General features: G+C 37.5%; 21 protein-coding genes. 14 read left to right on the top strand and 7 right to left on the bottom strand.

Features of this window, described 5'->3' with window-relative positions; all coding sequences use genetic code 11:
• The first annotated feature begins 16 nt into the window (after nucleotides 1-16).
• The 6 genes from NV349_RS16345 (at nucleotide 17) to NV349_RS16320 (ending at nucleotide 4,782) form a co-directional block, all read left to right on the top strand.
• A complete protein-coding gene (locus NV349_RS16345) occupies nucleotides 17-742 on the top strand; it encodes an SDR family NAD(P)-dependent oxidoreductase (protein WP_196243750.1) in 726 nt (241 codons plus the stop codon).
• 32 nt (nucleotides 743-774) lie between these two features.
• Nucleotides 775-1,728 carry an alpha/beta hydrolase gene (locus tag NV349_RS16340; RefSeq protein ID WP_058844355.1) on the top strand — a complete coding sequence of 318 codons (954 nt, stop codon included), beginning with the start codon at nucleotides 775-777 and terminating at the stop codon, nucleotides 1,726-1,728.
• A gap of 136 nt (nucleotides 1,729-1,864) precedes the next feature.
• A complete protein-coding gene (locus NV349_RS16335; RefSeq protein WP_036128457.1) occupies nucleotides 1,865-2,281 on the top strand; it encodes a YugN family protein in 417 nt (138 codons plus the stop codon).
• Between the two features lie 152 nt (nucleotides 2,282-2,433).
• Nucleotides 2,434-2,598 (top strand): hypothetical protein, encoded by a 165-nt coding sequence (locus NV349_RS16330; RefSeq protein WP_186436205.1) that lies wholly within the window; start codon nucleotides 2,434-2,436, stop codon nucleotides 2,596-2,598.
• 633 nt (nucleotides 2,599-3,231) lie between these two features.
• Nucleotides 3,232-4,311: a PQQ-dependent sugar dehydrogenase gene (locus tag NV349_RS16325; RefSeq protein WP_271910618.1), complete on the top strand. Its 1,080-nt coding sequence runs from the start codon at nucleotides 3,232-3,234 to the stop codon at nucleotides 4,309-4,311.
• 51 nt (nucleotides 4,312-4,362) lie between these two features.
• On the top strand, nucleotides 4,363-4,782 hold the full coding sequence (locus NV349_RS16320) for a universal stress protein (protein WP_036123932.1): 420 nt from the start codon (nucleotides 4,363-4,365) through the stop codon (nucleotides 4,780-4,782).
• Between the two features lie 55 nt (nucleotides 4,783-4,837).
• Here NV349_RS16320 and NV349_RS16315 read toward each other — a convergent pair whose 3' ends face one another.
• From NV349_RS16315 to NV349_RS16285, 7 genes are all read right to left on the bottom strand, one after another.
• Entirely contained in the window at nucleotides 4,838-5,695 is an 858-nt protein-coding gene (locus NV349_RS16315) for a DUF6612 family protein (protein WP_058844877.1), read from the bottom strand.
• 299 nt (nucleotides 5,696-5,994) lie between these two features.
• Nucleotides 5,995-6,279: a cytochrome aa3 quinol oxidase subunit IV gene (qoxD, locus tag NV349_RS16310; protein ID WP_004226585.1), complete on the bottom strand. Its 285-nt coding sequence runs from the start codon at nucleotides 6,277-6,279 to the stop codon at nucleotides 5,995-5,997.
• Entirely contained in the window at nucleotides 6,279-6,878 is a 600-nt protein-coding gene (qoxC, locus tag NV349_RS16305) for a cytochrome aa3 quinol oxidase subunit III (RefSeq protein WP_004226587.1), read from the bottom strand. Before qoxC ends, qoxD begins: the two co-directional genes overlap by 1 nt.
• 1 nt (nucleotide 6,879) lies before the next feature.
• Nucleotides 6,880-8,823: a cytochrome aa3 quinol oxidase subunit I gene (qoxB, locus tag NV349_RS16300; protein WP_036123939.1), complete on the bottom strand. Its 1,944-nt coding sequence runs from the start codon at nucleotides 8,821-8,823 to the stop codon at nucleotides 6,880-6,882.
• 56 nt (nucleotides 8,824-8,879) lie between these two features.
• A complete protein-coding gene (gene qoxA / locus NV349_RS16295) occupies nucleotides 8,880-9,773 on the bottom strand; it encodes a cytochrome aa3 quinol oxidase subunit II (RefSeq protein WP_036123941.1) in 894 nt (297 codons plus the stop codon).
• A gap of 830 nt (nucleotides 9,774-10,603) precedes the next feature.
• Nucleotides 10,604-11,446, bottom strand: a complete 843-nt coding sequence (locus NV349_RS16290; protein ID WP_271910615.1) for a DUF2785 domain-containing protein — start codon at nucleotides 11,444-11,446, stop codon at nucleotides 10,604-10,606.
• A 241-nt stretch (nucleotides 11,447-11,687) separates the two neighbouring features.
• Nucleotides 11,688-12,152, bottom strand: coding sequence for a hypothetical protein (locus NV349_RS16285; protein ID WP_271910613.1), 465 nt, complete (start codon nucleotides 12,150-12,152; stop codon nucleotides 11,688-11,690).
• A gap of 215 nt (nucleotides 12,153-12,367) precedes the next feature.
• Here NV349_RS16285 and NV349_RS16280 point away from each other — a divergent pair, with 215 nt between their 5' ends.
• The 8 genes from NV349_RS16280 (at nucleotide 12,368) to NV349_RS16245 (ending at nucleotide 23,609) form a co-directional block, all read left to right on the top strand.
• Nucleotides 12,368-13,351 (top strand): DUF3196 family protein, encoded by a 984-nt coding sequence (locus NV349_RS16280; RefSeq protein WP_271910612.1) that lies wholly within the window; start codon nucleotides 12,368-12,370, stop codon nucleotides 13,349-13,351.
• Between the two features lie 118 nt (nucleotides 13,352-13,469).
• Nucleotides 13,470-14,759 (top strand): trigger factor, encoded by a 1,290-nt coding sequence (gene tig / locus NV349_RS16275; RefSeq protein WP_036123952.1) that lies wholly within the window; start codon nucleotides 13,470-13,472, stop codon nucleotides 14,757-14,759.
• A 682-nt stretch (nucleotides 14,760-15,441) separates the two neighbouring features.
• Nucleotides 15,442-16,713: an ATP-dependent protease ATP-binding subunit ClpX gene (clpX, locus tag NV349_RS16270; protein ID WP_036123956.1), complete on the top strand. Its 1,272-nt coding sequence runs from the start codon at nucleotides 15,442-15,444 to the stop codon at nucleotides 16,711-16,713.
• A gap of 230 nt (nucleotides 16,714-16,943) precedes the next feature.
• The gene (lon, locus tag NV349_RS16265; protein ID WP_058844880.1) at nucleotides 16,944-19,268 is read left to right on the top strand and encodes an endopeptidase La; all 2,325 of its coding nucleotides are present in this window, start codon (nucleotides 16,944-16,946) and stop codon (nucleotides 19,266-19,268) included.
• A gap of 4 nt (nucleotides 19,269-19,272) precedes the next feature.
• Complete coding sequence (gene yihA, locus NV349_RS16260; RefSeq protein WP_036123963.1) at nucleotides 19,273-19,854, top strand: ribosome biogenesis GTP-binding protein YihA/YsxC; 582 nt, start codon at nucleotides 19,273-19,275, stop codon at nucleotides 19,852-19,854.
• Nucleotides 19,855-19,992: 138 nt separating this feature from the next.
• Nucleotides 19,993-20,166 carry a YjfB family protein gene (locus NV349_RS16255; RefSeq protein ID WP_082673761.1) on the top strand — a complete coding sequence of 58 codons (174 nt, stop codon included), beginning with the start codon at nucleotides 19,993-19,995 and terminating at the stop codon, nucleotides 20,164-20,166.
• 140 nt (nucleotides 20,167-20,306) lie between these two features.
• Complete coding sequence (locus NV349_RS16250; RefSeq protein ID WP_271910609.1) at nucleotides 20,307-21,965, top strand: hypothetical protein; 1,659 nt, start codon at nucleotides 20,307-20,309, stop codon at nucleotides 21,963-21,965.
• A 195-nt stretch (nucleotides 21,966-22,160) separates the two neighbouring features.
• On the top strand, nucleotides 22,161-23,609 hold the full coding sequence (locus tag NV349_RS16245; protein ID WP_036123969.1) for an S-layer homology domain-containing protein: 1,449 nt from the start codon (nucleotides 22,161-22,163) through the stop codon (nucleotides 23,607-23,609).

Genomic DNA, 23,609 nt, shown 5'->3' with positions numbered 1-23,609 from the left:
AGGAGCATATATCAATATGGGACAACAAGTAGTCATTATTACAGGTGCAGGAAATGGTATAGGGAGAGAAACAGCAAAATTACTAGCCACACAGGACAAGGCATTAGTATTAGTAGATTTTGATGAGAAAAGTGGTCAAGACACACTACACGCTGTGAAGGAACATCAACAACAGGCTATCTTTGTCCACGCAGATGTTTCTAAAAGCCAAGACGTGAAGAAATATGTGGAGGCTGCAAAAGAAGCGTTTGGTAGAATTGATGCGTTCATCAATAATGCAGGTGTGTTAAGCCCGCCATCTTTACTAGCAGATTTAGAGGAAGAGACATTTGATAACGTCATTTCGGTCAATCTAAAAGGAACTTTTTTAGGCTTAAAATATGTATTAAAAGAGATGGAGCAACAACAGTCAGGTGTCATCGTGAATACTTCTTCAGCGGCAGGAATACAAGGACAACCCTATTTAGGCGGCTATGCTGCTAGTAAGCACGGTGTTATTGGGTTAACTAGAACTGCTGCCATTGAATATGGTCCTAGCGGTATACGAGTAAATGCTATTTGTCCAGGTGGTGTAATGACTAATATGACAAAGGGCTTAACGTCCAGTCCAGAGGAAAACGGCCCCCTAAGAAGATTAGCAGATGCTTCTGAAATCGCAAATGTAATCGCTTTCTTAATTTCGGAGGAAGCCTCTTATGTGAATGGCGCTGTCGTACCAATTGATGGCGGTTTAACATCGTAAAAAATATTTTAAATAAGAAAGGAAGAATTTTAATGGAACATCGTATTGATTCAGAACTAAGAGAAACGTTAGCAATTTTCCCCCCATTAGATTTAGATAATGTACAGGCAACAAGAGAAGGAATGGCAGCCGTTGCTGTGCCAGCTCCGATAGATGAACAGATAACAGTTGAAAATAAAGTGATTCAAGGGCCTGATGACAACGATTCTCTTCGCATTCGTATTTATAAGTCAAAAGAGCAGAAAGAAATTTCCCCAGGGCTACTATGGATTCATGGCGGCGGCTATGTCTTAGGTGCTCCAGAAGGAGATGATTTGCTTTGTCAGCGCTTTGTTAATGAAGCGAAGTGTGTGGTTGTATCTGTAGACTATCGACTTGCTCCTGAACATCCTTATCCAGCACCACTTGAAGATTGTTATGCTGCGTTAAAATGGGTAGCAGATCATGCGGACGAATTAGGGATTGATCCCAGTCGTTTAGGAATTGCTGGAGCAAGTGCTGGAGGAGGTCTCACAGCTGCACTCGCATTACTTACTCGAGATCGTAATTATCCAAAGCTTAGTTTCCAAATGCCTCTATATCCAATGATAGATGATCGGAATAACACACCATCTTCATTGGAAATTACGGGACATATGATCTGGAACCACTCGCTCAATCAAAAAGGCTGGGAAATGTATTTGAGTGGAGAGAACGGCAGCGACAATGTGTCACCATATGCCGCAGCAGCTAGAGCAGATGATTTATCAGGATTACCGTTTACGTATACATGTGTTGGACAATTAGATCCATTCCGTGACGAGACTTTACAATATGTGACAAAGCTATGTCAGGCTGGAGTAGATGTCGAATTCCACTTATACCCAGGTTGCTATCATGGCTTTGAAAGTATTGCTCCAACAGCCGCAGTCAGTCAAAGGGCTGCCACAGAGTATGTAGAAGCTGCTAAATATGTTTTGCATCGAAAGATTTCAGTGCCTTTATAAATAACTTACAAAAGTCTCGAAACTTTGATTTAAAAAAGTTTCGAGACTTTTTTGGCAATCATAATTACATCATAACTAGTTTGTAATGCCACCTTTTAGGTTAGACTTTTATCGAGTGAAAGGAGGAGAATACAAATTGCTACAATTTGATTCAAAAATTGTTGGAAAAGAGATTGGTTTCGGCTATTTACGTGATAAAATTGCCAATCGAGGTTTTACGATTGGTGGGAATTGGGAGTATTATAAAGGAAGCTTCGATTCGATATTATGGAAAGAGGCAGGGGAAACTATTTATTTGCGTGTTCCCTTTATCGTAACATCAGGGGAACTTGATAATGAGGATGCCCAAATTCGTTTTCAAAAACCATTTGTCATTAAGCATGTTGAGAATATAGGTCTAGATTATGATGAGGGGTCTTTACTTGATGCAACTGGTGTTAGTCAATTCCAAACTCCGCTTGATAAAGACGGGTATATTCACGATAAAAGTAGATGGATTCAAGCAGGCGAACAAGCTGTTGAAGAAAAAGTGCTACCTTTTTTTATGCATTAGCTAGATAAATTTGAATAGCTAATGGCTAAAATTATATGCCTTTTTTCCTTTTTATTATTGGGAACTTGTAATCAAAAATAGAAATAGAATTGTCGTAAGAATTTTCCAACATTATAATAGTGTTAACGTACACTACTAGAAGAGGTGAGTTTATGGACAAAATAGCTATAGATGATTTTCAACATTCCCATCAGAAATTGCAACAAGAAAGACTCATCCATCGAAAAGAAGCGTATCTTGATGTGTTAGCGAAAACAAAAGCATTTGGTGAAATAATCACTTTTGAAGGTATAAAAGGTAATAAAAGAGACGTCTAGGGGACGTCTCATGTTGTTGAAATAAGATCATGTCAATAGCAGAAAAAGAACTTTTAGCGAGGGGTTGATTTCCGTTCCGCCAGCGTCCTTTCCAGGGGGCGTCCGCTGAGCCGCTTCACTCACTTCCGTTCGCTCCAGGGTCTCAGCTGTGACGCTAAATCCCCTAGGAGTGACGCTGGCTCCACTTCAATCAACCATTTGGCAAAAGTGGCTTTTCTTTCTCTTTCATATGAGCCGTCACGATCAAAATCGCTCCTTATTTGCCTGATGAGAGAAAGGAAAGCTCCTTATTTTCAATGTGGAGAAGTGATGCGTGACAACACCTCTTCATAAAGAGTAGGGAACACCTTCACTTCATTTGAAAACCTTTGCTAAAAAGAAACATCTTTATGGATTGGAGTGGAAGGCTACTTGACTCCCGTGGGATAGCGAGACAGGCGAGCCCCTGCACGGAGCGGTAGCGGAGGAAGCGGCTCGGCGCTCGCCCACAGGAAAGCAAGTAGCCTGCAACGGAAATCTATTTTTACCTTTCACAAAATTTCTATAGATCGTTTTGTTTTTCAACACTAAGAGACGTCTAGGGGCGTCTTTTTCTATTTTCTTAATGCATTAAAAATGAAAGGGTGAACAACAATGAAATGTATCATGCCACTATTACTGCTAGTAATGGTTTTATGTGTTGCTTGCGTGCCACCTAAGGACAAGAGTGACGGAGGCTTAGAAAAAGAGGAAACGCGCATGGCTCCTTCAATAAATTCAACAGTAGAAATACTAGCAAATCAATTGCAAACACCATGGTCGATTCAAAAAAGTGGTACTGTTTTTTATGTAGCAGAAAGGCCTGGTAGTATTGTGAAAATTGAGGAAGGAGGAGCAGTTGACAGGCAACAGGTCATCCTCGATAAGGAGCTTTCAACAGCGCCAGAAGCTGGTTTATTGGGGTTTGTATTAGCACCTAATTTTTCAGACAAACAGATTGCCTTTGCTTATTATACGTATGTTGAAGGAAGCGAGCAGTTTAATAGAATTGTTACATTAACCTTGAACGATAATAAGTGGTTAGAAACGGATCTTATCATAGATCGAATAAAGAGTGGTACATATCATCATGGTGGTCGTTTAAAAATAGGGCCTGATGGTAAACTGTATGCAACAGTAGGTGATGCGACGCAACCTTCCTTAGCACAAAATTTAGATGCTCTAGAGGGAAAAATTTTACGCATCAATTTGGATGGCTCCATACCGAACGATAATCCTTTTCCACAGTCCTATGTATACAGCTATGGACATCGAAATCCACAGGGCTTGACCTGGGCAACAGATGGTACGATGTATGCCAGTGAGCATGGCAATGCCGCAAACGATGAAATTAATATAATCGAGAAGGGGAAGAATTATGGCTGGCCCGATATTGAAGGAACAAAAAAACAGCAAGGTATGATCACACCTCTCTTTACATCAGGTACTTCTAAAACGTGGGCACCATCTGGCATTGATATGATGGATGATCAATTATATGTCGCAGCTTTAAGAGGTAGTGCAGTGTTAGCGTTTGCTGTGAAAGAAAACAAATATATTGAACGATTGTCGGAATTTGGAAGAATTCGTGATGTCTTTGTGGATGACGCATTTCTTTATTTTATTAGCAATAATACAGATGGTCGAGGAAGCCCACAGTCACAGGACGATAAACTATATCGGATACCATTGTGATATACTATTTGTGAAGACATAGAAGGGTATAAGGAATGGGGAGGACTAACATTGGCTAATTATCTTAAAATCGCAGTGGCAATTGATTTCTCGGAACAATCATTAAAAGCATTGGATCGAGCAAGTCACTTAGCCATGCAACACAATGCTATTTTGCAATTAGTGAACGTCATTGATACAAAATCATTTGGAGCGGTATCTGCATATGATTTGAAATATGCGGAGGAACTAAAGAAAGAAAACGTTGTAAAAATGGAACAGCTGGAAAAAGAGGCATTGCAGACAGGAGTCAAAACCGTGGAATCTGTAGTAGAAGCAGGCTCACCAAAAGGTATTTTAACGCAATTACCGAATGTGGACTTAATTGTCTGTGGTGCAACAGGGTTAAATCGTATGGAGAAAATGATGTTAGGATCTGTTGCAGAGAAAGTAGTGCGCTATGCTCTATGTGATGTGCTAATTGTCCGTTAATTTTTTGAATAAAAAAGACCTGCTTGTGCTAGTAGACAAGCAGGTTTTTTCATTATTATTCGATTGTTTGAGCGTTATCAATAATGCTTTGAGGAATATCAATTGTTTTTAGGTGGTTGAAATCAGTGTAAGTAACGACTGACTTTGTATTCATGATTAATTCGTCACCTTCTACGGCCATTTTTAAATCAAAATTCATATCCATTTTTTTTGTATCGAAAGTCTCTTTATCGATGTGTAATACATAGTTGATTTTTTCAATTGTTAATTGATCCATTGGATTTTCTTCTAATCCCATATCCTCGATAGATTTAGTGATCTCAGAATCAATTAGCTCTTTAAATTTATCGCCTTTTGCTTCTAAAGTAAGGACATACTCATCGTCTGTTTGTTCAAATTTAAAATCACCAATGAATTTTTTTAGATGTTCTAGCTGTTCTTTCGCATCTGCAGAAGCAGCCGTTTGATCTAAAATCTCATCAAAATTCTCATCAGGTAACTTGATCCAGCTATCAGTTGTCATATCTTTCATGAAAAGACCAGTGTCTTTCTTCATGTACATTTCTATTGGCATGTCCGTTGTTTCTTCGCCTTCACTCATCATATCGGGCATCGACATTGAACCTGACAAATGCATTGCAAGTGGGTCAACAATGATGTCCATGTCCATTTTAGAGTCGATAGAAAATTCCATTGCCTCTTTACCAGATCCAACCTTTGTTACCTGTGTCATGTCCATATTGGCACTTGCACTTTTAATGTCAGCCTGGCGGTCCACTGCTTTGTCATACACTTGTTCTAAAGTGAGTTTGCTTGTTTTAGTTGTGTCTTTCGTAGGGGTAGCACTCGAGTTACAAGCTGCAAGTGTCAATGCTAGTGTCCCAACTGCTAATACTTTAAAAATTTTCTTCATTACTTTCATCTCCTATTCTTGGTAAAAAACACTATCTACTACTATACGCCCTAAAAAAGGAAAAGTTTCGTTATTTTTAAAAAAAGACTAAGCTTTTATTAAAAAAATAACATTCTTTTCACAACTGCACGTGATAAACATGCAAAAATTAATAAAGGTACAGAAGCCATAATTAAAAAGGAAAAAGCTGTCACCAAGCAATTGTTCAATGACAATAGCTTGGGACAGCTTTTTTGATTATCTTTGTTCAGCAGAGATTTAAGTGTCCACTGATCACGATAATGCCCTGATGTAATGGATTAATTATAACCCCAGATCATGGCGAATAATGTACCAATGATTGTGACTACACCTACGAATACTGAATATAAAATCGTTGTATACAACGTTTTCTTATCTTCAGATTCACCGATGTGCATGAATAATACTAATTGTACAGTTGCTTGTGCAAGGGCAGTTACTAGTAAAATTCCAAATGCCATATTAAGAGACATATCGAATTTAACAACAGCTAAAGCTACAATTGTTAGTAATAGTGAGAAGCCGAAGCCCATCACATGTTGTTTTGGGAATAATTCCTTCATCAGCTAATCAGTCCTTTCAAGTAGACGAAGCTGAAGATGAAAATCCAAACAACGTCTAGGAAATGCCAGTACAATGAGAAGATAAACGCTTTGTTCGCTGTTTGTGGATTTAAACCACGTTTAGCCACTTGGATTAAAATAGCTACGCCCCAGAAGAAACCAAATGTTACGTGGGCACCATGCGTTCCAAGTAAAGTCATTAAGGACGATAAGAATGCGCTTGTTTGAATCGTCGCACCTTCGTGTACATAAGTGACAAATTCATCAATCTCAATAGCTAAGAAGCCAAGACCTAGTAAAAGAGTGATGATAAAGAATGTCATCATCGCTTTTTTACGACCAATACGCATTGCATGAACACCAAGACCAATTGTGAAACTACTTGTTAATAATAAGAATGTTTCCCATAGCACTGGAGTTAATTCGAAAATTTCGGCACCATTTGGGCCACTACCTGTACGTGTATGAAGTGTGAAATACACTGTGAATAGTGTGGCAAATAACACGATTTCGGCGCCGAGGAAAATCCAGAAACCAAAGATTTTTAGACGGTTTTCCTCTGTACTATATTCTAATGGAAGTGAAGAATCGATTTTCATATTATTTATCACCTCTCAAGCTTTTTTCAGTTGCCATTACTTCCTCAACTGAAATGTAACGACCATGATCTTTTTCGAATGAACGATGGATCATGAAGCCAAATACACCAAGCATACTGATGATGGCTGGAATCCATAGATTGAATACAGCGAAGAATGCTGCAAGGAAGAAGAATCCACTCATCCAGAATGGTGTGCCTGTATTATTTGGCATGTGAATTTTTTCGATTGGACCTGCAGTAATATCGCGACCTTCTTTTTTCGCGAACCAAAACTCATCTAAGCGAGTAACAGTAGGCACTACGGCAAAGTTATATTCTGGTACTGGAGAATGTGTAGCCCACTCAAGTGTACGACCATCCCAAACATCTGCCTTTTCATTGCGAGGCATATGTTTCCAGCTGTAGTAAATGTTATAAACAATTAATGCAAAGCCGACTGCAAGTCCTAGCGCACCGATGAACGATAACATGTTCAATGGACCATAACCAGTAGATTCTGAATAAGTGTACATACGACGAGCATAACCATCTAAACCTAAAATAAATAGTGGGAAGAATGTTACGTTGAAGCTAATGGCAATGAACCAAAAGCCAGCTTTCCCTAATTTTTCATTTAAACGGAAACCGAACATTTTTGGCCACCAGTAGTGGTAACCTGCAAGTACACCAAATACTGTACCTGGAATTAATACATAGTGGAAGTGGGCAACTAAGAACATCGTATTATGATATTGGTAGTCGGCACTTGCCATCGCGAGCATAACCCCTGTAACCCCACCAATAGTGAAGATAGGAATAAAGCCAAGTGCATAAAGCATCGGTGTTGTAAATTGAATTTTCCCGTGCCTCATTGTGAGTAGCCAGTTAAATATTTTAACACCAGTAGGAACTGCGATTGCCATTGTTGTAATAGAGAAAACACTGTTAACCATTACACCGTGACCCATTGTATAGAAGTGGTGGGCCCAAACTACGAATGATAGTAGGGAAATGACCACCATACTCATCACCATTGATTTGTAACCGTATAAGTTTTTACGTGCAAACGTTGCAATGATTTCTGAGAAAATACCGAAAGCAGGTAGGATAACGATATAAACCTCAGGATGTCCCCAAACCCAGAATAGGTTGGCCCAAAGCATATCCATACCACCGTCTTGCATTGCAAAGAATTTTGTGCCGAATTGACGGTCAAACATCATAAGTGCAAGCGCTACAGTTAATACTGGGAACGCGAATACGATAATAATGTTTGTAATTAAAATAGACCAAGAAAACATTGGCATTTTCATTAATGTCATACCAGGGGCACGCATTTTAATGATCGTCGTGATAAAGTTAACACCTGTCATTAAAGTACCAATACCTGATAATTGAAGTGCTAAAGAATAATAGTTATTCCCTACAGTCGGACTAAATTCCGTACTTGCAAGAGGGAAGTAGGCTGTCCAACCAGCGTCTGGTGAACCACCGATAATGAATGATAAGTTTAATAAACCAGCACCTGCTGCAAATAGCCAGAAGCTGACAGCGTTTAGACGTGGGAAAGCAACGTCACGTGCACCGATTTGAAGTGGAATGACAATGTTCATTAAGCCGATCACAAATGGCATCGCCATAAATAGAATCATTAATAAACCGTGTGTTGTGAAAATTTCATTATAGTGTTGTGCATCAAGAAGTCCGTTATCTGGAACGGCTGTTTGTGCACGCATTAACAGTGCATCGATACCACCGCGGAATAGCATTAATAAGGCTACTGCGATATACATAATCCCGATTTTTTTATGGTCAACAGTTGATAGCCAGTTTTTGTAGAAATAGCCCCATTTTTTGAAATAAGTAAGGCCTGCTACGATAACCACTGCACCAACTACGATACTAATAGCTGCCGCTAAAATCATCGGTTCTTGCATTGGATGGAATAATTCTTCCATACTCATTGGATGCGCTCCTTTCAAAATTAAAAATTAATGGTAATATTCGTTCGAATAAAAAATTAGTGATGTCCTGAATGCTCTTCAGACATATCCTCATGATCCATGTCATCCATATTCATGTGTTTACCATGTTCCATTGGAGCTGGTCTGAAGTCTAAGTGTGTAGATGAGAAGCTTTGGCGACCAACATGCTCCGCCTCTAATAGCTCGTCAAATTTTTCTTCAGTTAATGGTGCTTCTTTTGCTTTGACATCAGCAACCCATTGATCGAAATCTTCTTGCGTCATAGTTTGTGCTTCAAATTCCATTTCTGCAAAGCCACGACCATTAAAGTTAGAGTTACGTCCCATAAATGAACCAACTTCATCTGCAGCCAAGTGAATCGTTGTTAACATATCACTCATGGCATATTTTTGACCTGCTAATTGAGGAATCCAGAAACTTGTAATTGGACCAAATGAATAAAGCTTAAACTCTATTGGACGATCCACTGGAATGTTTACATAATTAACTGTTTCAACACCTTCTTCAGGATAACTGAAGTGCCATTTCCAGTTTGATGATGATGCATAAATAACTAAAGGCTCCTTATCGTCATAACCCGCAGGTTGGGCTTCTACTGTAGAAGTTGTTCTTACTGTAACAACAGCTAAGAAAGCTACGATAATAATTGGAATTACTGTCCATGTAATTTCAAGAAGATGGCTACCCTCTTCATGAGGAGGCTCATAATCTGCAGATGCTTTTGATGCGCGATATTTTGTTAGCATAAAGGCTAAAAGCACATACACGACTAGTAATATAAAGGCCATTGTAATAATGGATAAGATAATTGTGTTTGATAATGTTTCGGCATTAGGTCCTTTTGGGTTGAACACTGTTAATGGTTCACAACCAGCAAGAAGAGCAAGCGCACTCAATGCTACAAACATTAAACTTAATTTTTTCTTCATGTTTGACTCCTTTCTATAAGAACGGCTATTCATAAAATTCATGTGTTTTTTGTCAGTCTCACATTTACAAATAGTAGATACTGAGGTCACCTCTTTTATCTTGGAGTATCAATCAACAGCATAAGAATTTACAATGGCATGGTTCAATATGAAACATAAAATCTAGTGTTGATTGATGTGATGCAAGCGTTAGCAAAATCAAAGCGATGTGCAATCGTTTCTAAAGACGTACTTGCCTGACTACGATTGTCACATTTTGTCGTTGTTTGCACATTGGATTATACGCCCTGTTTTTAAGAAAAAACATAATTTTGTTATGAAAATGATAGTAAGACGACACCGAATTTGAACATTTTTTGAACGAAAATCGTTATTTTAGTATTGGTATTTATAGGTTTTTATTAATAAACACTGTGGAAACGTTGAAAATACTGGATTCCTCATGTTTACCTAAGTAAATAAATTTTTTTGTGAAAAATAGCATTTCACATTTTGGACGCTGTTTTGTAATAAAATCAGCGCCTAATAAGTCGTTACAACACTTTTTGTTTGCCTTTTTTTAAAAAAAGGAGTAAACGCAATAGCGTTGTGTGGAAACTATAGGATGAATTTTCAATGTAAGGAATTTGCAATAAGGGAATAATTGGAGGGGGTTATTAATTATGTTAATATAACTATTACTTTTCTTTAATATCCAATTTTTTACTTTGTTTATTCTATCTGAAAAGTAAAAAAGCAAACTAAGACTTGTCCTAGTTTGCTGGTGTTTTAGAAAATTTTTAAGTTATGGAGAAGGAAATGTAGTAAATCAGCATTTTTGAAGTTGACTGTCAATCCCCGAGCTTTAGCCATTTAGAAACTTGCCCATAAATCGTGTTTTGCAGTTGATGTGCTTTATTATTCATTTTCAACGAAAAATACAATGTTTTCATAAAGTTTAAGGTACAGGTGCGCCCACTAAAGAAGGAATTATTATAACCTTGTGTCATTAAATGCATTTCAAATCTATCAAAAGCCTGCTCTACAAACTCTATTAGTGCTTCTTCGGAATAATTTTGTTGTAATAGTGCGTCAACTATGTTGATTAAGCGCTCCTCTTCATCATTGATATAGACATTGTCCTTCCAAGTTACAAGCTTTAATGCGTGTAAGATTGATGGTGCGTATTGTAAATCGAATTTTGGATGTTTAATGGTCGTTGCAGCTAAGTCAGCACCGTGTGCAATGCTATGTGCCCATCCTTTATCCTGTACATAACCTCTTATATCATGCTCCAATAATAGATAGCGTCCGATTTTTTTAAAGAAAATGTGTAAGTCATCATCGTTTAAAACTAATAATTCAGCATCCTTTGCAAGAAGCCCTGCTACAAGTAAAGCAGAAAATGAACGAGTAAAGACGCTATCTGTAGCTTTTTCACCAATATGTAAATATAAGAAATCCTCGCTAATTGCTGTTTCAAATAAATAGTGTAGTTGTTGGGGAGTTAATAAATTGTCACTTAGTAATTCAATGAAAGTCCGATAAATTAGGTGGTCGCGTAATTCTGCATCAACTGAGCCGATATGAGCTAACATTTCTTGTAATAACCAATCACTATGCTGTAGCATAAATGCCTGTCGTTCAGAAAGTGTCATTGTAGAAAAAGACTGTAATGTTTCTTTAATGTTCATATTTGAGAAAGCCCCCATCATCATTTTTGTACTATATATTATAGCCTTTTTTATTTCGAATGGAGCAATTTGAAACCTTCATTATATGAAGAAAGGATACGTGGCTAATTACCAATATAACTTTTACAATATTATTTCCAGAAACTATAGAAAGTTGTTATGATAGAAACGCTACAAAATGGTAAAGCTTAAATGTGAACAATAAATAAAGACATACCTATTTAAGTATGTCTTAGTCTAGTTAGACGATGATTGCCGCTTTTATGCCGATGGGCCATTCAATAAGGGTGTGCTGATTTGTTTTTAACTCGACAAGAATGTGGGTATTTTTGATCGCATCAATAAGCCATTCACTGTAATGATGATTTGGCTCAGGATGTTGTAAAATTTGCTGCATATCTTTTTTATCAACATGTAACAGCTTGTAGTTACATTCAATGTTTACTTTTTGAGGAATAATGGAAAGTGATTCATTTTGATGACCAAGTGCAATAGAACCAGGAATACACCCTTGAATACGTAAAATATAGGTGCAGGCTTCTTGCGTATAGACGTCAATTTTGGTGCGTGTTAAAAATTCAAATTCTATCGGCTTATCTTGAAAAGGTCCGTCCGCTGTAGAAAATGAAATGACTTTAATTGATAATGCCTCAAATGCAGATGAGATACAATGATCAAATTCTGTGATTGTATCTAGTAATTGCATGGATTCCACTCCTTATTAAGAACTTGATTTTCTTGAAGTAGCAGACATTAATAAAGAGCGTCCGCAATTTGTAATAAATTTTAGATTATTCTAATTATAATACAATTTATTACAAAATATGAATGTAAAGCAATGATTTTTTGTTAAAAATAAGAAACTTGTGGATTTTTTAGTAAATAACCGAAATGAAAAATAGAAATAAAGAGGTGAGAAAAATGACAAAACGAAAGCGTCATGTTCTTAAACATGACAATATTGTTGTTTTTCCTGGCACTGTCCAAACGTTACTACGTGAAGGGCATATGTTTGCTGAGAATTATCAATATGAAAAGGCGGTAGCCAGTTTTGAAAAGGCATTTGTCTATGAAGCGGGAGATGAATTTGCACTCAGTGCATATGCCTTTGCTTTATATGAATTAAAAGACTATGACAAAGCGAAAGGTGTTTGTGAACAGTTATTTACGATGGGAACGACACTTTATGTGGAAGTGATGGAATTGTACATTACAATATGTATGCAGTTGAAAGAATACCATCAGGTTGAGACATTAATTACGACGCTTCTTGAAGAAAATGTATTGCCTCATGATCAAGTGGAGAAATTTGAACGATTGAAGAGTTTAAATAGAGAAGTGTCTAAAAATCTAGAAAAAAGAGAAAATGCTCAGCTTTTAATAGAGGAACAGGAATATGAGCTGGAGAAATTTTGTGCGCTTACTCCAAATGAACAATCCATTCGTTTACATCGTCTGATGGATACAAATGTAAGACAATTAAAAACGGCACTAAAAGCGATTATTGAATGTTCAACGATTCATCCTTTTGTCCAGAGCTTGGCATTAATTTTATTAGTGGAACAAGAAGTAGCCATTGACGTTACCGTAGCCAAATTTAAGCAAACCAAAAACGTTAATCCTGTCCAGTTAGTATTACCTAACCAGCTACCACAGTATGGCGAGATAAAAAATATAATAGAAAAGAAGCTAGAACAAGACCCAACGACATTAGAAATGGTACAATATTTAATGGCGAAACATGCTATTGTAACGTATCCGTTTGAATGGCATCCATTCGAAGCCGATGATGTTGCCTATAGTTATATTGATTTTGTCTCAGCGATGCTAGGTAATGTGCAGGAAATGGACTATGAACTCATCGACTTTTTACAAATGTTAGAAAAGCTAACAGAACTACATTAGGTATGAAATAAGTTGAAACTATACTCATCTATGTTATACTAAAATGGTTGTCAAAATCGTAGTTACGAATGAATTGTCTAACATCTAAACTTGATTATTTATTTGGAGGTATTTATACATGTCAGCAAAATGGGAAAAACAAGAAGGTAATATCGGTACTCTTACAATCGAAGTACCTGCTGTAGAAGTAGATGCAGCAATGGACCAAGCGTTCAAAAAAGTTGTAAAACAAATTAACGTACCAGGTTTCCGTAAAGGTAAAATGCCTCGTAAAATGTTTGAACAACGTTTTGGTATCGAATCTCTATACCAAGATGCATTAGAAATCATCGTTCCTGATTCTTATGCAAAAGCAATTGATGATGCTGGAATTATGCCAGTTGATTACCCAGAAATCTCTGGTACAGAAAACTTTGTACATGGCCAAGACTTCACTTTCACTGCACAAGTAACAGTGAAACCAGAACCAAAGCTTGGTGACTACAAAGGTCTAGAAGTATCTAAACTTCCAGTAGAAGTAACAGATGAAGAAGTGGATGCTCAAATTCAAGAACAATTAGCTCGTAAAGCTGAGCTAGAAATTAAAGAAGACGAAGCAATCGTAGATGGTGATACAGCTGTAATCGACTTCGAAGGTTTCGTAGGTGGAGAAGCTTTTGAAGGTGGTAAAGGTGAAGACTATCCACTAGAAATCGGTTCAGGTTCATTCATTCCTGGGTTTGAAGAGCAATTAGTAGGTGTAAAAGCTGGCGAATCTAAAGATGTTGTTGTGACATTCCCAGAAGAATACCATGCAGCTGAATTAGCTGGTAAAGAAGCTACGTTCAAAGTAACTGTGAAAGAAGTTAAAACAAAAGTTCTTCCAGAGTTAAATGATGAATTCGCAAAAGAAATTGATCCAGAAGTGGAAGGCGTAGAAGCTTTACGCGCTAAAATTAAAGAACAAACTGCAGAGCAAAAAGTAGCAGAATCAGATGCAGCTCTTCGTGATGAGCTAGTAGAAAAAGCTGCTGAAAATGCTGAATTTGAAGTACCAGCAGGTATGATTAACTCTGAAACTGATCGTATGTTACAAGAGTTCGGTCAACGCTTACAAACGCAAGGTATGAACTTAGATCTTTACTATCAATTCTCTGGTCAATCAGAAGAAGATCTACGTGGCCAAATGAAAGAAGAAGCAGAAAGCCGTGTACGTGTGTCATTAACACTTGAAGCGATTGCTGAAGCTGAAAAAATTGAGGCAACTGAAGCTGATATTGAAGCAGAATTAGAAAAAATGGCTGCTCAATTCAACATGACAAAAGATCAAATCACAGGTGCTTTAGGTGGAACAGCAGTACTTGAAAACGACATCAAAATCCAAAAAACAGTTGAATTTTTAGTAGAAAACGCTAAAATTACTGAATAGGTTTTTGTGTAATTAGATAGTTAAAAAAAACAAGGTACGGCATTAATCCGTGCCTTGTTTTATCACATAAACTCTTAAAATCAGTCCCCTTAAAGTTTAGTTCTCTTTTTACTTCACTTATACATAGTATTGTTTTAGTTTTTATTTTCATTCAGCAGATGTTTGTACTGAAAGTATAGATCAGTACAAAAGACCTCTTCTCTTTAGGGGGAGTGTTGTATTCTATATAGACTTTGTAGTGTGTGTCCAATCACTGAATGAAGATAGAGCCATTGACAGGTTTCGAGAAATTAAAGGTGCTAGCACAATTTAAAATTTAGATGACCTTGCGTCAAGGCGAAATTGATACGATGCTAAATTTAACTTCATTCAGATAGATCTTATTAACATGACTTATTTTTTTGAATGAAAAAAGCCCTCGGTCCATGCATGTAGTAGATTTATAAATAGAGATCAGTTATTCTTTTGTATAACTGGAGTGAAGAGCCGTAACTTTATAGCGCGTAAGGTGGCAAAGGTAACAGGTTTCTACAGTGCTTCAGGAGACAAATGAAGTAAAGTACATGACGATGCGTTATAATCTATGTAGGCAGGAACGCCGAGCAGTAAATGATGCAGACAATTTATTTGATAAAGGTTCAATAATCTTGTAAGATTGTTGCTTGAATAGGGGTGAAACATATTGTTCAAATTTAATGATGAAAAAGGCAATTTAAAATGCTCATTCTGTGGAAAACCACAGGAACAAGTACGTAAATTAGTTGCAGGTCCAGGTGTTTATATTTGTGATGAATGTATCGAGCTTTGTTCCGAAATCGTTGTAGAGGAACTAGGTGTAGAAGAGGAAATCGAATTCCAAGATATCCCAAAACCGAAAGAGATCCTAACGATTCTAGATGAGTATGTAATTGGACAAGAGCGTGCTAAAAAAGCATTGGCAGTCGCAGTTTACAATCACTATAAACGCATCAATACGAACAGTAAAATTGATGATGTTGAATTAGCAAAATCGAACATTGTGTTAATCGGCCCAACTGGTAGCGGTAAAACTTTATTAGCTCAAACGTTAGCACGTATATTAAATGTTCCATTCGCAATTGCGGATGCTACCTCACTAACTGAAGCAGGTTATGTCGGTGAGGACGTAGAAAATATTTTATTAAAGCTAATCCAATCAGCAGATTATGATATCGAGCGTGCTGAAAAAGGGATTATCTATATTGATGAAATCGATAAAGTTGCACGAAAGTCAGAAAACCCATCGATTACACGAGATGTTTCTGGCGAAGGTGTTCAGCAGGCACTCCTTAAAATTTTAGAAGGAACAGTTGCAAGTGTTCCACCACAAGGAGGACGAAAACACCCTCATCAAGAGTTTTTACAAATTGATACAACCAATATTCTTTTCATTGTTGGTGGTGCATTTGATGGTATTGAAACTATCATTAAACGCCGACAAGGGGAAAAAGTAATTGGGTTCGGTTCAGATCCGAATAAAGTAGAAGTTGATGAAGGTTCTATCATGTCCAAGCTGATTCCTGAGGATCTACTGAAATTTGGTCTAATACCAGAGTTCATTGGTCGATTACCTGTACTTGCGAGTCTAGAGCAATTAAATGAAGCTGCACTTGTACAAATTTTAACGGAGCCAAAAAATGCACTAGCTAAGCAGTATCAAAAAATGCTTGAAATAGATGGTGTTGAGCTTGAATTTGATGAAGGGGCTCTTGTGGCAATTGCGAAGGAAGCGATTGAGCGTAAAACAGGTGCGCGTGGTCTTCGTTCAATTATTGAGTCAACAATGCTTGATGTAATGTACGAATTGCCTTCCCGTGAAGACGTAAAAAAATGTATCATTACAGCAAAAACAATTACGGATAAAGAAAAACCGAAATTGCTTCTTGAAGATGGCACTGAACTCGATGAAGGTAGCGACACTAAAACTTCAGCATAACGAATAGATGTGGCTGTCTACCGTTGTGAGATAGAGAGTAATTAGCTGACTTCGATTGTGCAATATTCGCACATATCGACAGTCAGCTTTTTATTCATTCCTACATAAAGCCAGCTGTAACTTGAAGAAATTTTTGGCTCGCTTCAATAACTAGTGTGAATCAATTTTTTAAACACATACTAGTAGCGCGGGATGTGAACATGAAAATTTTGACGGAGGTGAATGCCCGCATGGTGACAATACAAAAAACAACAAATGTACCATTATTGCCTTTACGTGGACTTTTAGTATACCCATCGATGGTGTTACATATTGATGTGGGTAGAAATCGTTCTGTAGCGGCGCTAGAGCAGGCGATGTTAGAGGACCAAATGATTTTATTGGTGACACAAAAAGAAATGCACGATGAACAGCCAGAAGAGCAAGATTTGTATGCAGTTGGTACGATGGCTTTTGTTAAACAAATGCTAAAATTACCAAATGGCACATTGCGTATACTAGTAGAAGGGGTATCGCGTGCTACCTGGAATAACTACCGTGCGTTAGAGAAGTATACTGTTGTGGATGTTGACGTAAAAGAGGAGTCAATAGATAAAGATGTAGAAACGCAGGCATTGATGCGTACATTAATGACGTATTTTGAAAAATATGCAAAATCCTCCAATAAGATTACGACTGAAACCATCAACACTGTAACAGATATTGAAGAGCCTGGCCGTTTAGCAGATATCATTGCTTCTCATTTACCATTTAAGATTGCGGATAAGCAAGAAGTATTGGAAATGCTGAATGTAAAAAAACGATTAGATCACTTAATTATTCGTTTGCACGATGAACAAGAAGTGTTAGATTTAGAAAAGAAAATTAATTCTAAAGTAAAGCAATCAATGGAGCGTACGCAGAAGGAATATTATTTGCGTGAGCAAATGAAAGCTATTCAAACAGAGCTGGGAGACCGCGAAGGGAAGACTGGAGAAGTAGCGGAATTGCGTAAGCGTATTGACGAAGCGGGTATGCCAGAGTCAACAAAAGAGGCGGCACTGAAAGAATTAGATCGATATGAAAAAATACCAAGTGCCAGTGCAGAAAGCGGCGTTATTCGCAATTACATCGATTGGCTCATCTCATTACCATGGACAAATTCAACAGAAGATCGCATGAATATTGCCCATGCTGAGAATATTTTAAATCGAGATCATGATGGATTAGAAAAAGTCAAAGAACGAGTTTTGGAGTATTTAGCTGTGCGTCAGCTGAAAAATTCGCTTAGAGGACCTATTTTATGCTTGGCAGGACCACCAGGTGTGGGGAAAACATCGTTAGCTCGCTCTATTGCGGAGAGCTTAGATCGTAAGTTTATTCGTATTTCATTAGGTGGCGTGCGTGATGAATCTGAAATTCGCGGACATCGACGAACGTATGTAGGCGCAATGCCAGGACGTATCATTCAAGGAATGAAAAAAGCGGGTACCATTAATCCGGTATTTTTATTGGATGAAATTGATAAAATGTCGAATGATTTTAGAGGGGACCCAGCAGCAGCAATGCTAGAGGTTTTAGATCCTGCGCAAAACAATACATTTAGTGATCATTATATTGAGGAACCGTATGATTTATCGAATGTATTATTTATTGCAACAGCCAATGATTTAAGCAGTATTCCAGGACCATTGTTAGATCGTATGGAAGTGATTTCCATTGCAGGTTATACAGAAATTGAAAAAGCGCAAATAACGAAAAACCACTTAATACCAAAGCAACTTAAAGAACATGGCTTGAAAAAAACACAAGTGGTAATGAAGGATGAAGCAGTCCTCGACATTATACGTTATTATACACGTGAGGCAGGCGTTCGTGGTTTAGAACGGCAAATTGCTACACTTTGTCGTAAAATCGCCAAAGTAATTGTATCTGGTGAGAAAAAACGAGTAACAGTTAGCTCAAAGTCTGTACAAGAATTACTTGGTAAACATCGCTTCCGTTATGGACAGGCTGAAAAGGAAAATCAAGTGGGAGTCGCTACAGGGCTTGCTTATACAACAGTCGGTGGAGATACACTTCAAATTGAAGTATCCTTAACACCAGGTAAAGGGAAGTTACAGCTAACTGGTAAACTTGGTGAAGTCATGAAGGAATCTGCTCAGACAGCATTATCCTATGTTCGTACGAAAATGGAACAACTTAATGTGGATGCAGAATATTTTGATAATCATGATATTCATATCCATGTGCCAGAAGGGGCTGTACCAAAAGATGGACCATCCGCTGGTATTACAATGGCAACAGCTATTGTCTCAGCGATTCTACATCGTCCGATTCGCCGTGAGGTAGGTATGACTGGTGAAATTACGTTACGCGGCCGTGTATTGCCAATTGGCGGTCTAAAAGAAAAAACATTAAGTGCTCACCGTGCAGGCTTAACAACGATTATTTGTCCAAAAGATAATGAACGTGACATAGAAGATATTCCTGACAGTGTGCGTGAGCAACTAACATTTAAACTAGTGTCGTCGGCTGATGAAGTATTAGCCTATGCACTGGACGGAGGTTTTTAGAAAAATGAAAGTCCATAATGTCGAAATGGTCATTAGTGCGGTAAGGCCAGACCAATATCCAGAAGATGGACTGCCAGAATTTGCATTAGCTGGTCGTTCGAATGTAGGGAAATCTTCCTTCATTAATCGAATGATTGGACGTAAAGCTTTAGCGCGGATTTCTTCGAAGCCTGGTAAAACACAAACCCTTAACTTTTATAAAATCGAAGAACAATTATTTTTTGTGGATGTTCCGGGTTATGGATATGCAAAGGTTTCTAAGTCTGAACGCGAAGCTTGGGGAAAAATGATTGAGCGTTACTTTACAGGGCGCCAGGAATTAAAAGCGGTTGTACAAATTATAGATTTGCGTCACCCACCAACAGCAGATGATCGCATGATGTATGATTTTTTAAAGCACTACAATATTCCTTGTATTGTTATTGCAACGAAGGCAGATAAAATCCCAAAAGGTAAATGGGATAAACATAAAAAAATTGTCAAAGAGACATTGGAACTGGAGAAAAGTGATCCACTTATTGTCTTTTCTTCGGAAACGGGTCTTGGCTTTGAAGAAGTTTGGGAAACAATTGAAAATAAAATGTAATGTAAAAACATCTATTGTGTCTAGTCGTTAGGACAGTAGATGTTTTTTGTCTTTTTACCAGTAAGATAAGTAGAAAATTGGGGAAAACGCTTGATGATTAAACAATTTGTCCGATAAATGAGATAGGAGGTGGACTAGATGGATATCGCAGCTTTATCAATGGCAATGAATCAAGCGACACTTATGCAAAATGTATCTTTAGCTGTTACGAAACAGGCTATGGATATGCAGCAACAAAACACAGAACAATTAGTTGAAATGTTAGATGCTCCACATCCAACAGCCGGACATACAATAGATATTCAAGTGTAATGCAGGCAAGGTAGCTTGAAGTTGAAAGCTACCTTTACTTTTAAGAATGTTTGAAACTTCTAAAATGTAACTTTTCGAATAAGAAAAACTACCAATAATACGATATACTATTACTAATATTTAGTAAGGAGGCAGGATTTTTGAGAAAGTATTCATACATACTAATGCTGATGTTACTGATGGTTATTGGTTTTTCCTTTAGCCAACCTGCAAAAGCAGCCCAATTGGTGACGGGGACCTTTGTCGATGTAACGTATTCAGAATATACAAAGCCAGATGGTACGATAGAAAAGCAGCTTAGCAAAGTGACATTGCAAAATGATCGTGGACGAACAGTCACATTCAATATTAATAAGAACACTCGTTTATCAATTAATAATACGTCTACGACTATTGAGGGCTTTAAAATGGGCATGGCAGTGGAAGCTGAAATATCCTTAAGAAGTGTTGTAGAGCTTCGTGGTACATCTAATACACCAATAGAAACGAATGGAACATCAACTGGAGGTAGCGTTAAAACGTCGGCTGGTGTCGTAACGAGTATTGATCCAAATGGATTATTTATTATGGTAAAACCAGATGTTGGTGCAGAAACAACCTACTATATAAACAAAGAAACCAATTATCAAAAAGGCTCTTCAGCAACAGATATTAGTGCGTTATATGTTGGAGATCGAGTTAAATTAAGTTTTAAAAATAAAAATACCTCTGTGGTGACGAAAGTAGCCATTAGTGAAACAGGTACTCTAGTGGAAAACTTATACAAAGGCGAAATACAAGCGGTCAATCCAAATGCTAATAAATTAACCGTGAAAAACCAACATGCCTTTGTGAATTGGCAATTTGGCTCACAAACAACAAATGACCTTTCGACAATGTCTTTTACATCCAAGGTGCCAATATATGTTGGCAATACGAAAGTAGAGAAAGGTCAACTGAAAAATTATATAGGTAGTGAAGCATACTATGCGACAGTTAAACAATTTGGGAAAGAAGTCATTGAGAAGATTGTAGTATTGAAAAATAATGAGCGAACGTATTATGAGCCAATGCTTTCTGTAGATACAGATTATAAACTGTTGAAACTAAAAACAGCGGGCTCAATGTACTTCCATAATGGTACCATTTTAATTCGGAATGGGCGTTTAATTGAACCTACTGGGCTGATGGCGTATGGTACTGCTTTTGTCATTACAGACGGTGCTGCTCGTGATCATTATGCACAGGTTGTACAAGTGACAAGTGATAGCTTTATATCACCTAACTTAGCTGGTCATGAATTATATTATGGACGCTTAGCTCAAGCAGATGGTTATTTAATTGAGATTGACGATGCGATGAAAATTGAATCGAATGTTTTCAAGAAAACTGAACGTACAGTACTGTCAGTAAGTAATTCCACAAAAGCTTTAGTGGATGATGGCAATAAAACATATAGTGTTATGCCGGATATTGAACTTTACTTATCTGAAGGTGATTATGGTTACTTCTATGTGAAGGAAGGGCATGTACAAGCACTTCATATTTTAAATAATGCTAAACCTGTTGCTCCATTAATGCTGACAGGGAAGCTACAATCAGTAAAATCTACGTACCCTGCTGTGCTAAATGTCAAGAGTGTGAGCCAATGGCAAAATGGTCGTTGGTATGAAGCGGGTGAAATGGTTAATGTGAATATTGACCAAGCGACGTTGATTAAAGCGGGAAAAGTCATTCAAGCTGCTGACTTACAACCATCCGATCGTTTAGTTGTCTTATCCGATCGATTTGTGAAAGCTCATTTTATTTTAGTAGATTAGCATAAAAGACAAAGAAAGAATCTGCGAGTCTAATGCGAATAGTATTTGCAAAAAGGCGATGTATACATGATCTGAAAAGAGGAAGGTACTTCGCATAGGCTTGAATACATTCGATAGACGAGCAGATTTTTTTTGTTAGTCATGAGACCAAGCTTCATTATGCACTTCATGCACAGTGAAAGAGAGGAAAAGCAAATGCAAAAATATTTATCCAAAATAACGTTGGTAGTTCTTGTTATTTTTGTAATTGGAACTACTATCCCGTTCAATGCATCGGCTGCTTCATTAGAAACAACAGGTGCTGTAAAAAACGAGTATACATATGAGGAAGCCGTGTTCCTGTCAGGGACACCAGTTATTTTTAAGGGAACAAGTAAAGATCTTAAAATTGCACAAAAGGAATCCAAAGGTAAGTTAACAGAAACGTATAGCATGAAGCTAACGGCAAGCAATGGGGCTACATTGACAAGAAATATTGCCTACGAATCTGATGTAGTAGATTATGCGGTACTCGGCCAAAAAACATCCAATGGTGAGGTTAAAAAGTATACGGAGAAAATTACGATTGGATCTATTACTTATACATTAGTCGATTATCAATTTTCTCAAGGAACGGTTACGGATAATCGTGCAGCCTCTGATTATTACTCAGGAAATGTAATCTCGCGAAAAACGTATGCATTTGAAACAGGAAAAGGAAAAAACGCAGTTCAAAACACAGTAACGATTGAAACAGATAGTCGACATGCTGGCTATGAAAATTTTTGGGGAGCAACAGAAACACAAATTACAGAGTCAGTTTATTCCTATAGTAATGGCAAGACAAGCCATGTGAAAAATCGTTTGTCTACAAGTAAATCACGTGTTTTAAATTATGAAGAAAACCTTGGTAGTTTAGGAAGTTTTGAGGGTGGCTATGCAGTTTTAAGTGAAAAGGATGTTATTTCTGAATACACTTATGATTTATCTTCTGGACAAAAAGGTACGCTTGATTTAGATACAGAATACATGCCAACGATCGAGCGCCTTATTATTCCTAAATTCCGTGATTTAACTAATCACTACGCAAAAGAAGCCATTGAAAAGCTATATTCTCTAGGAATTTATTCAGATTCAAGTAATTTCTTCTCTCCAAACACACCGATGAAACGCATAGACTTTACAACAGCAATTGGTAAAGCAGTAGATTTACGTGTGTTTGAAGAAAAGAAATCGAAAAAGACTGCAACTACAAGCGTGTTTAGAGATTTAAAGCGTTCTGTTAAAGATTATGGTTATATAGAGTCAGCCTTAAACAAAGGGATAATTAAAGGTGTATCTGCTGATTACTTTAAGCCAGATAGTGCCATAACAAGAGCACAGGCTGCCACTATTTTTGTTCGTGCCTTAGGCCTTGAAAATAGAGCACCAAATCCTGGCTATATAACGAAATTTAAAGATGAAAACCAGATTCCAAACTATGCAAGAGATGGCATCTATATTGCAAATGAAATTGGTCTTATGATTGGCGACTCGGCCGGTCGTTTTAATCCAAATAAACCATTAACTCGTGCAGAGGCATCAGTTGTTCTAGAGCGTTTCTTGAAATATTTAGAAGATGACTTAAAGCAAAACTATCGTGATGACATATTGTTCTTTAACTAA

This window comes from Lysinibacillus sp. OF-1, from assembly GCF_028356935.1.
GTDB lineage: Bacteria > Bacillota > Bacilli > Bacillales_A > Planococcaceae > Lysinibacillus > Lysinibacillus fusiformis_D.
The sequence above is the reverse complement of the archived record's forward strand: the minus strand, read 5'-3'. Positions and strand labels throughout refer to the sequence as shown.

Coding starts and splice junctions, on each gene's coding strand:
- NV349_RS16345 (WP_196243750.1), top strand. CDS start 17: ATGGGACAACAAGTAGTCATTATTACAGGTGCAGGAAATGGTATAGGG.
- NV349_RS16340 (WP_058844355.1), top strand. CDS start 775: ATGGAACATCGTATTGATTCAGAACTAAGAGAAACGTTAGCAATTTTC.
- NV349_RS16330 (WP_186436205.1), top strand. CDS start 2,434: ATGGACAAAATAGCTATAGATGATTTTCAACATTCCCATCAGAAATTG.
- NV349_RS16325 (WP_271910618.1), top strand. CDS start 3,232: ATGAAATGTATCATGCCACTATTACTGCTAGTAATGGTTTTATGTGTT.
- NV349_RS16315 (WP_058844877.1), bottom strand. CDS start 5,695: ATGAAGAAAATTTTTAAAGTATTAGCAGTTGGGACACTAGCATTGACA.
- qoxD (WP_004226585.1), bottom strand. CDS start 6,279: ATGAAGGAATTATTCCCAAAACAACATGTGATGGGCTTCGGCTTCTCA.
- qoxC (WP_004226587.1), bottom strand. CDS start 6,878: ATGAAAATCGATTCTTCACTTCCATTAGAATATAGTACAGAGGAAAAC.
- qoxB (WP_036123939.1), bottom strand. CDS start 8,823: ATGAGTATGGAAGAATTATTCCATCCAATGCAAGAACCGATGATTTTA.
- qoxA (WP_036123941.1), bottom strand. CDS start 9,773: ATGAAGAAAAAATTAAGTTTAATGTTTGTAGCATTGAGTGCGCTTGCT.
- NV349_RS16290 (WP_271910615.1), bottom strand. CDS start 11,446: ATGAACATTAAAGAAACATTACAGTCTTTTTCTACAATGACACTTTCT.
- NV349_RS16285 (WP_271910613.1), bottom strand. CDS start 12,152: ATGCAATTACTAGATACAATCACAGAATTTGATCATTGTATCTCATCT.
- NV349_RS16280 (WP_271910612.1), top strand. CDS start 12,368: ATGACAAAACGAAAGCGTCATGTTCTTAAACATGACAATATTGTTGTT.
- tig (WP_036123952.1), top strand. CDS start 13,470: ATGTCAGCAAAATGGGAAAAACAAGAAGGTAATATCGGTACTCTTACA.
- lon (WP_058844880.1), top strand. CDS start 16,944: ATGGTGACAATACAAAAAACAACAAATGTACCATTATTGCCTTTACGT.
- yihA (WP_036123963.1), top strand. CDS start 19,273: ATGAAAGTCCATAATGTCGAAATGGTCATTAGTGCGGTAAGGCCAGAC.
- NV349_RS16255 (WP_082673761.1), top strand. CDS start 19,993: ATGGATATCGCAGCTTTATCAATGGCAATGAATCAAGCGACACTTATG.
- NV349_RS16245 (WP_036123969.1), top strand. CDS start 22,161: ATGCAAAAATATTTATCCAAAATAACGTTGGTAGTTCTTGTTATTTTT.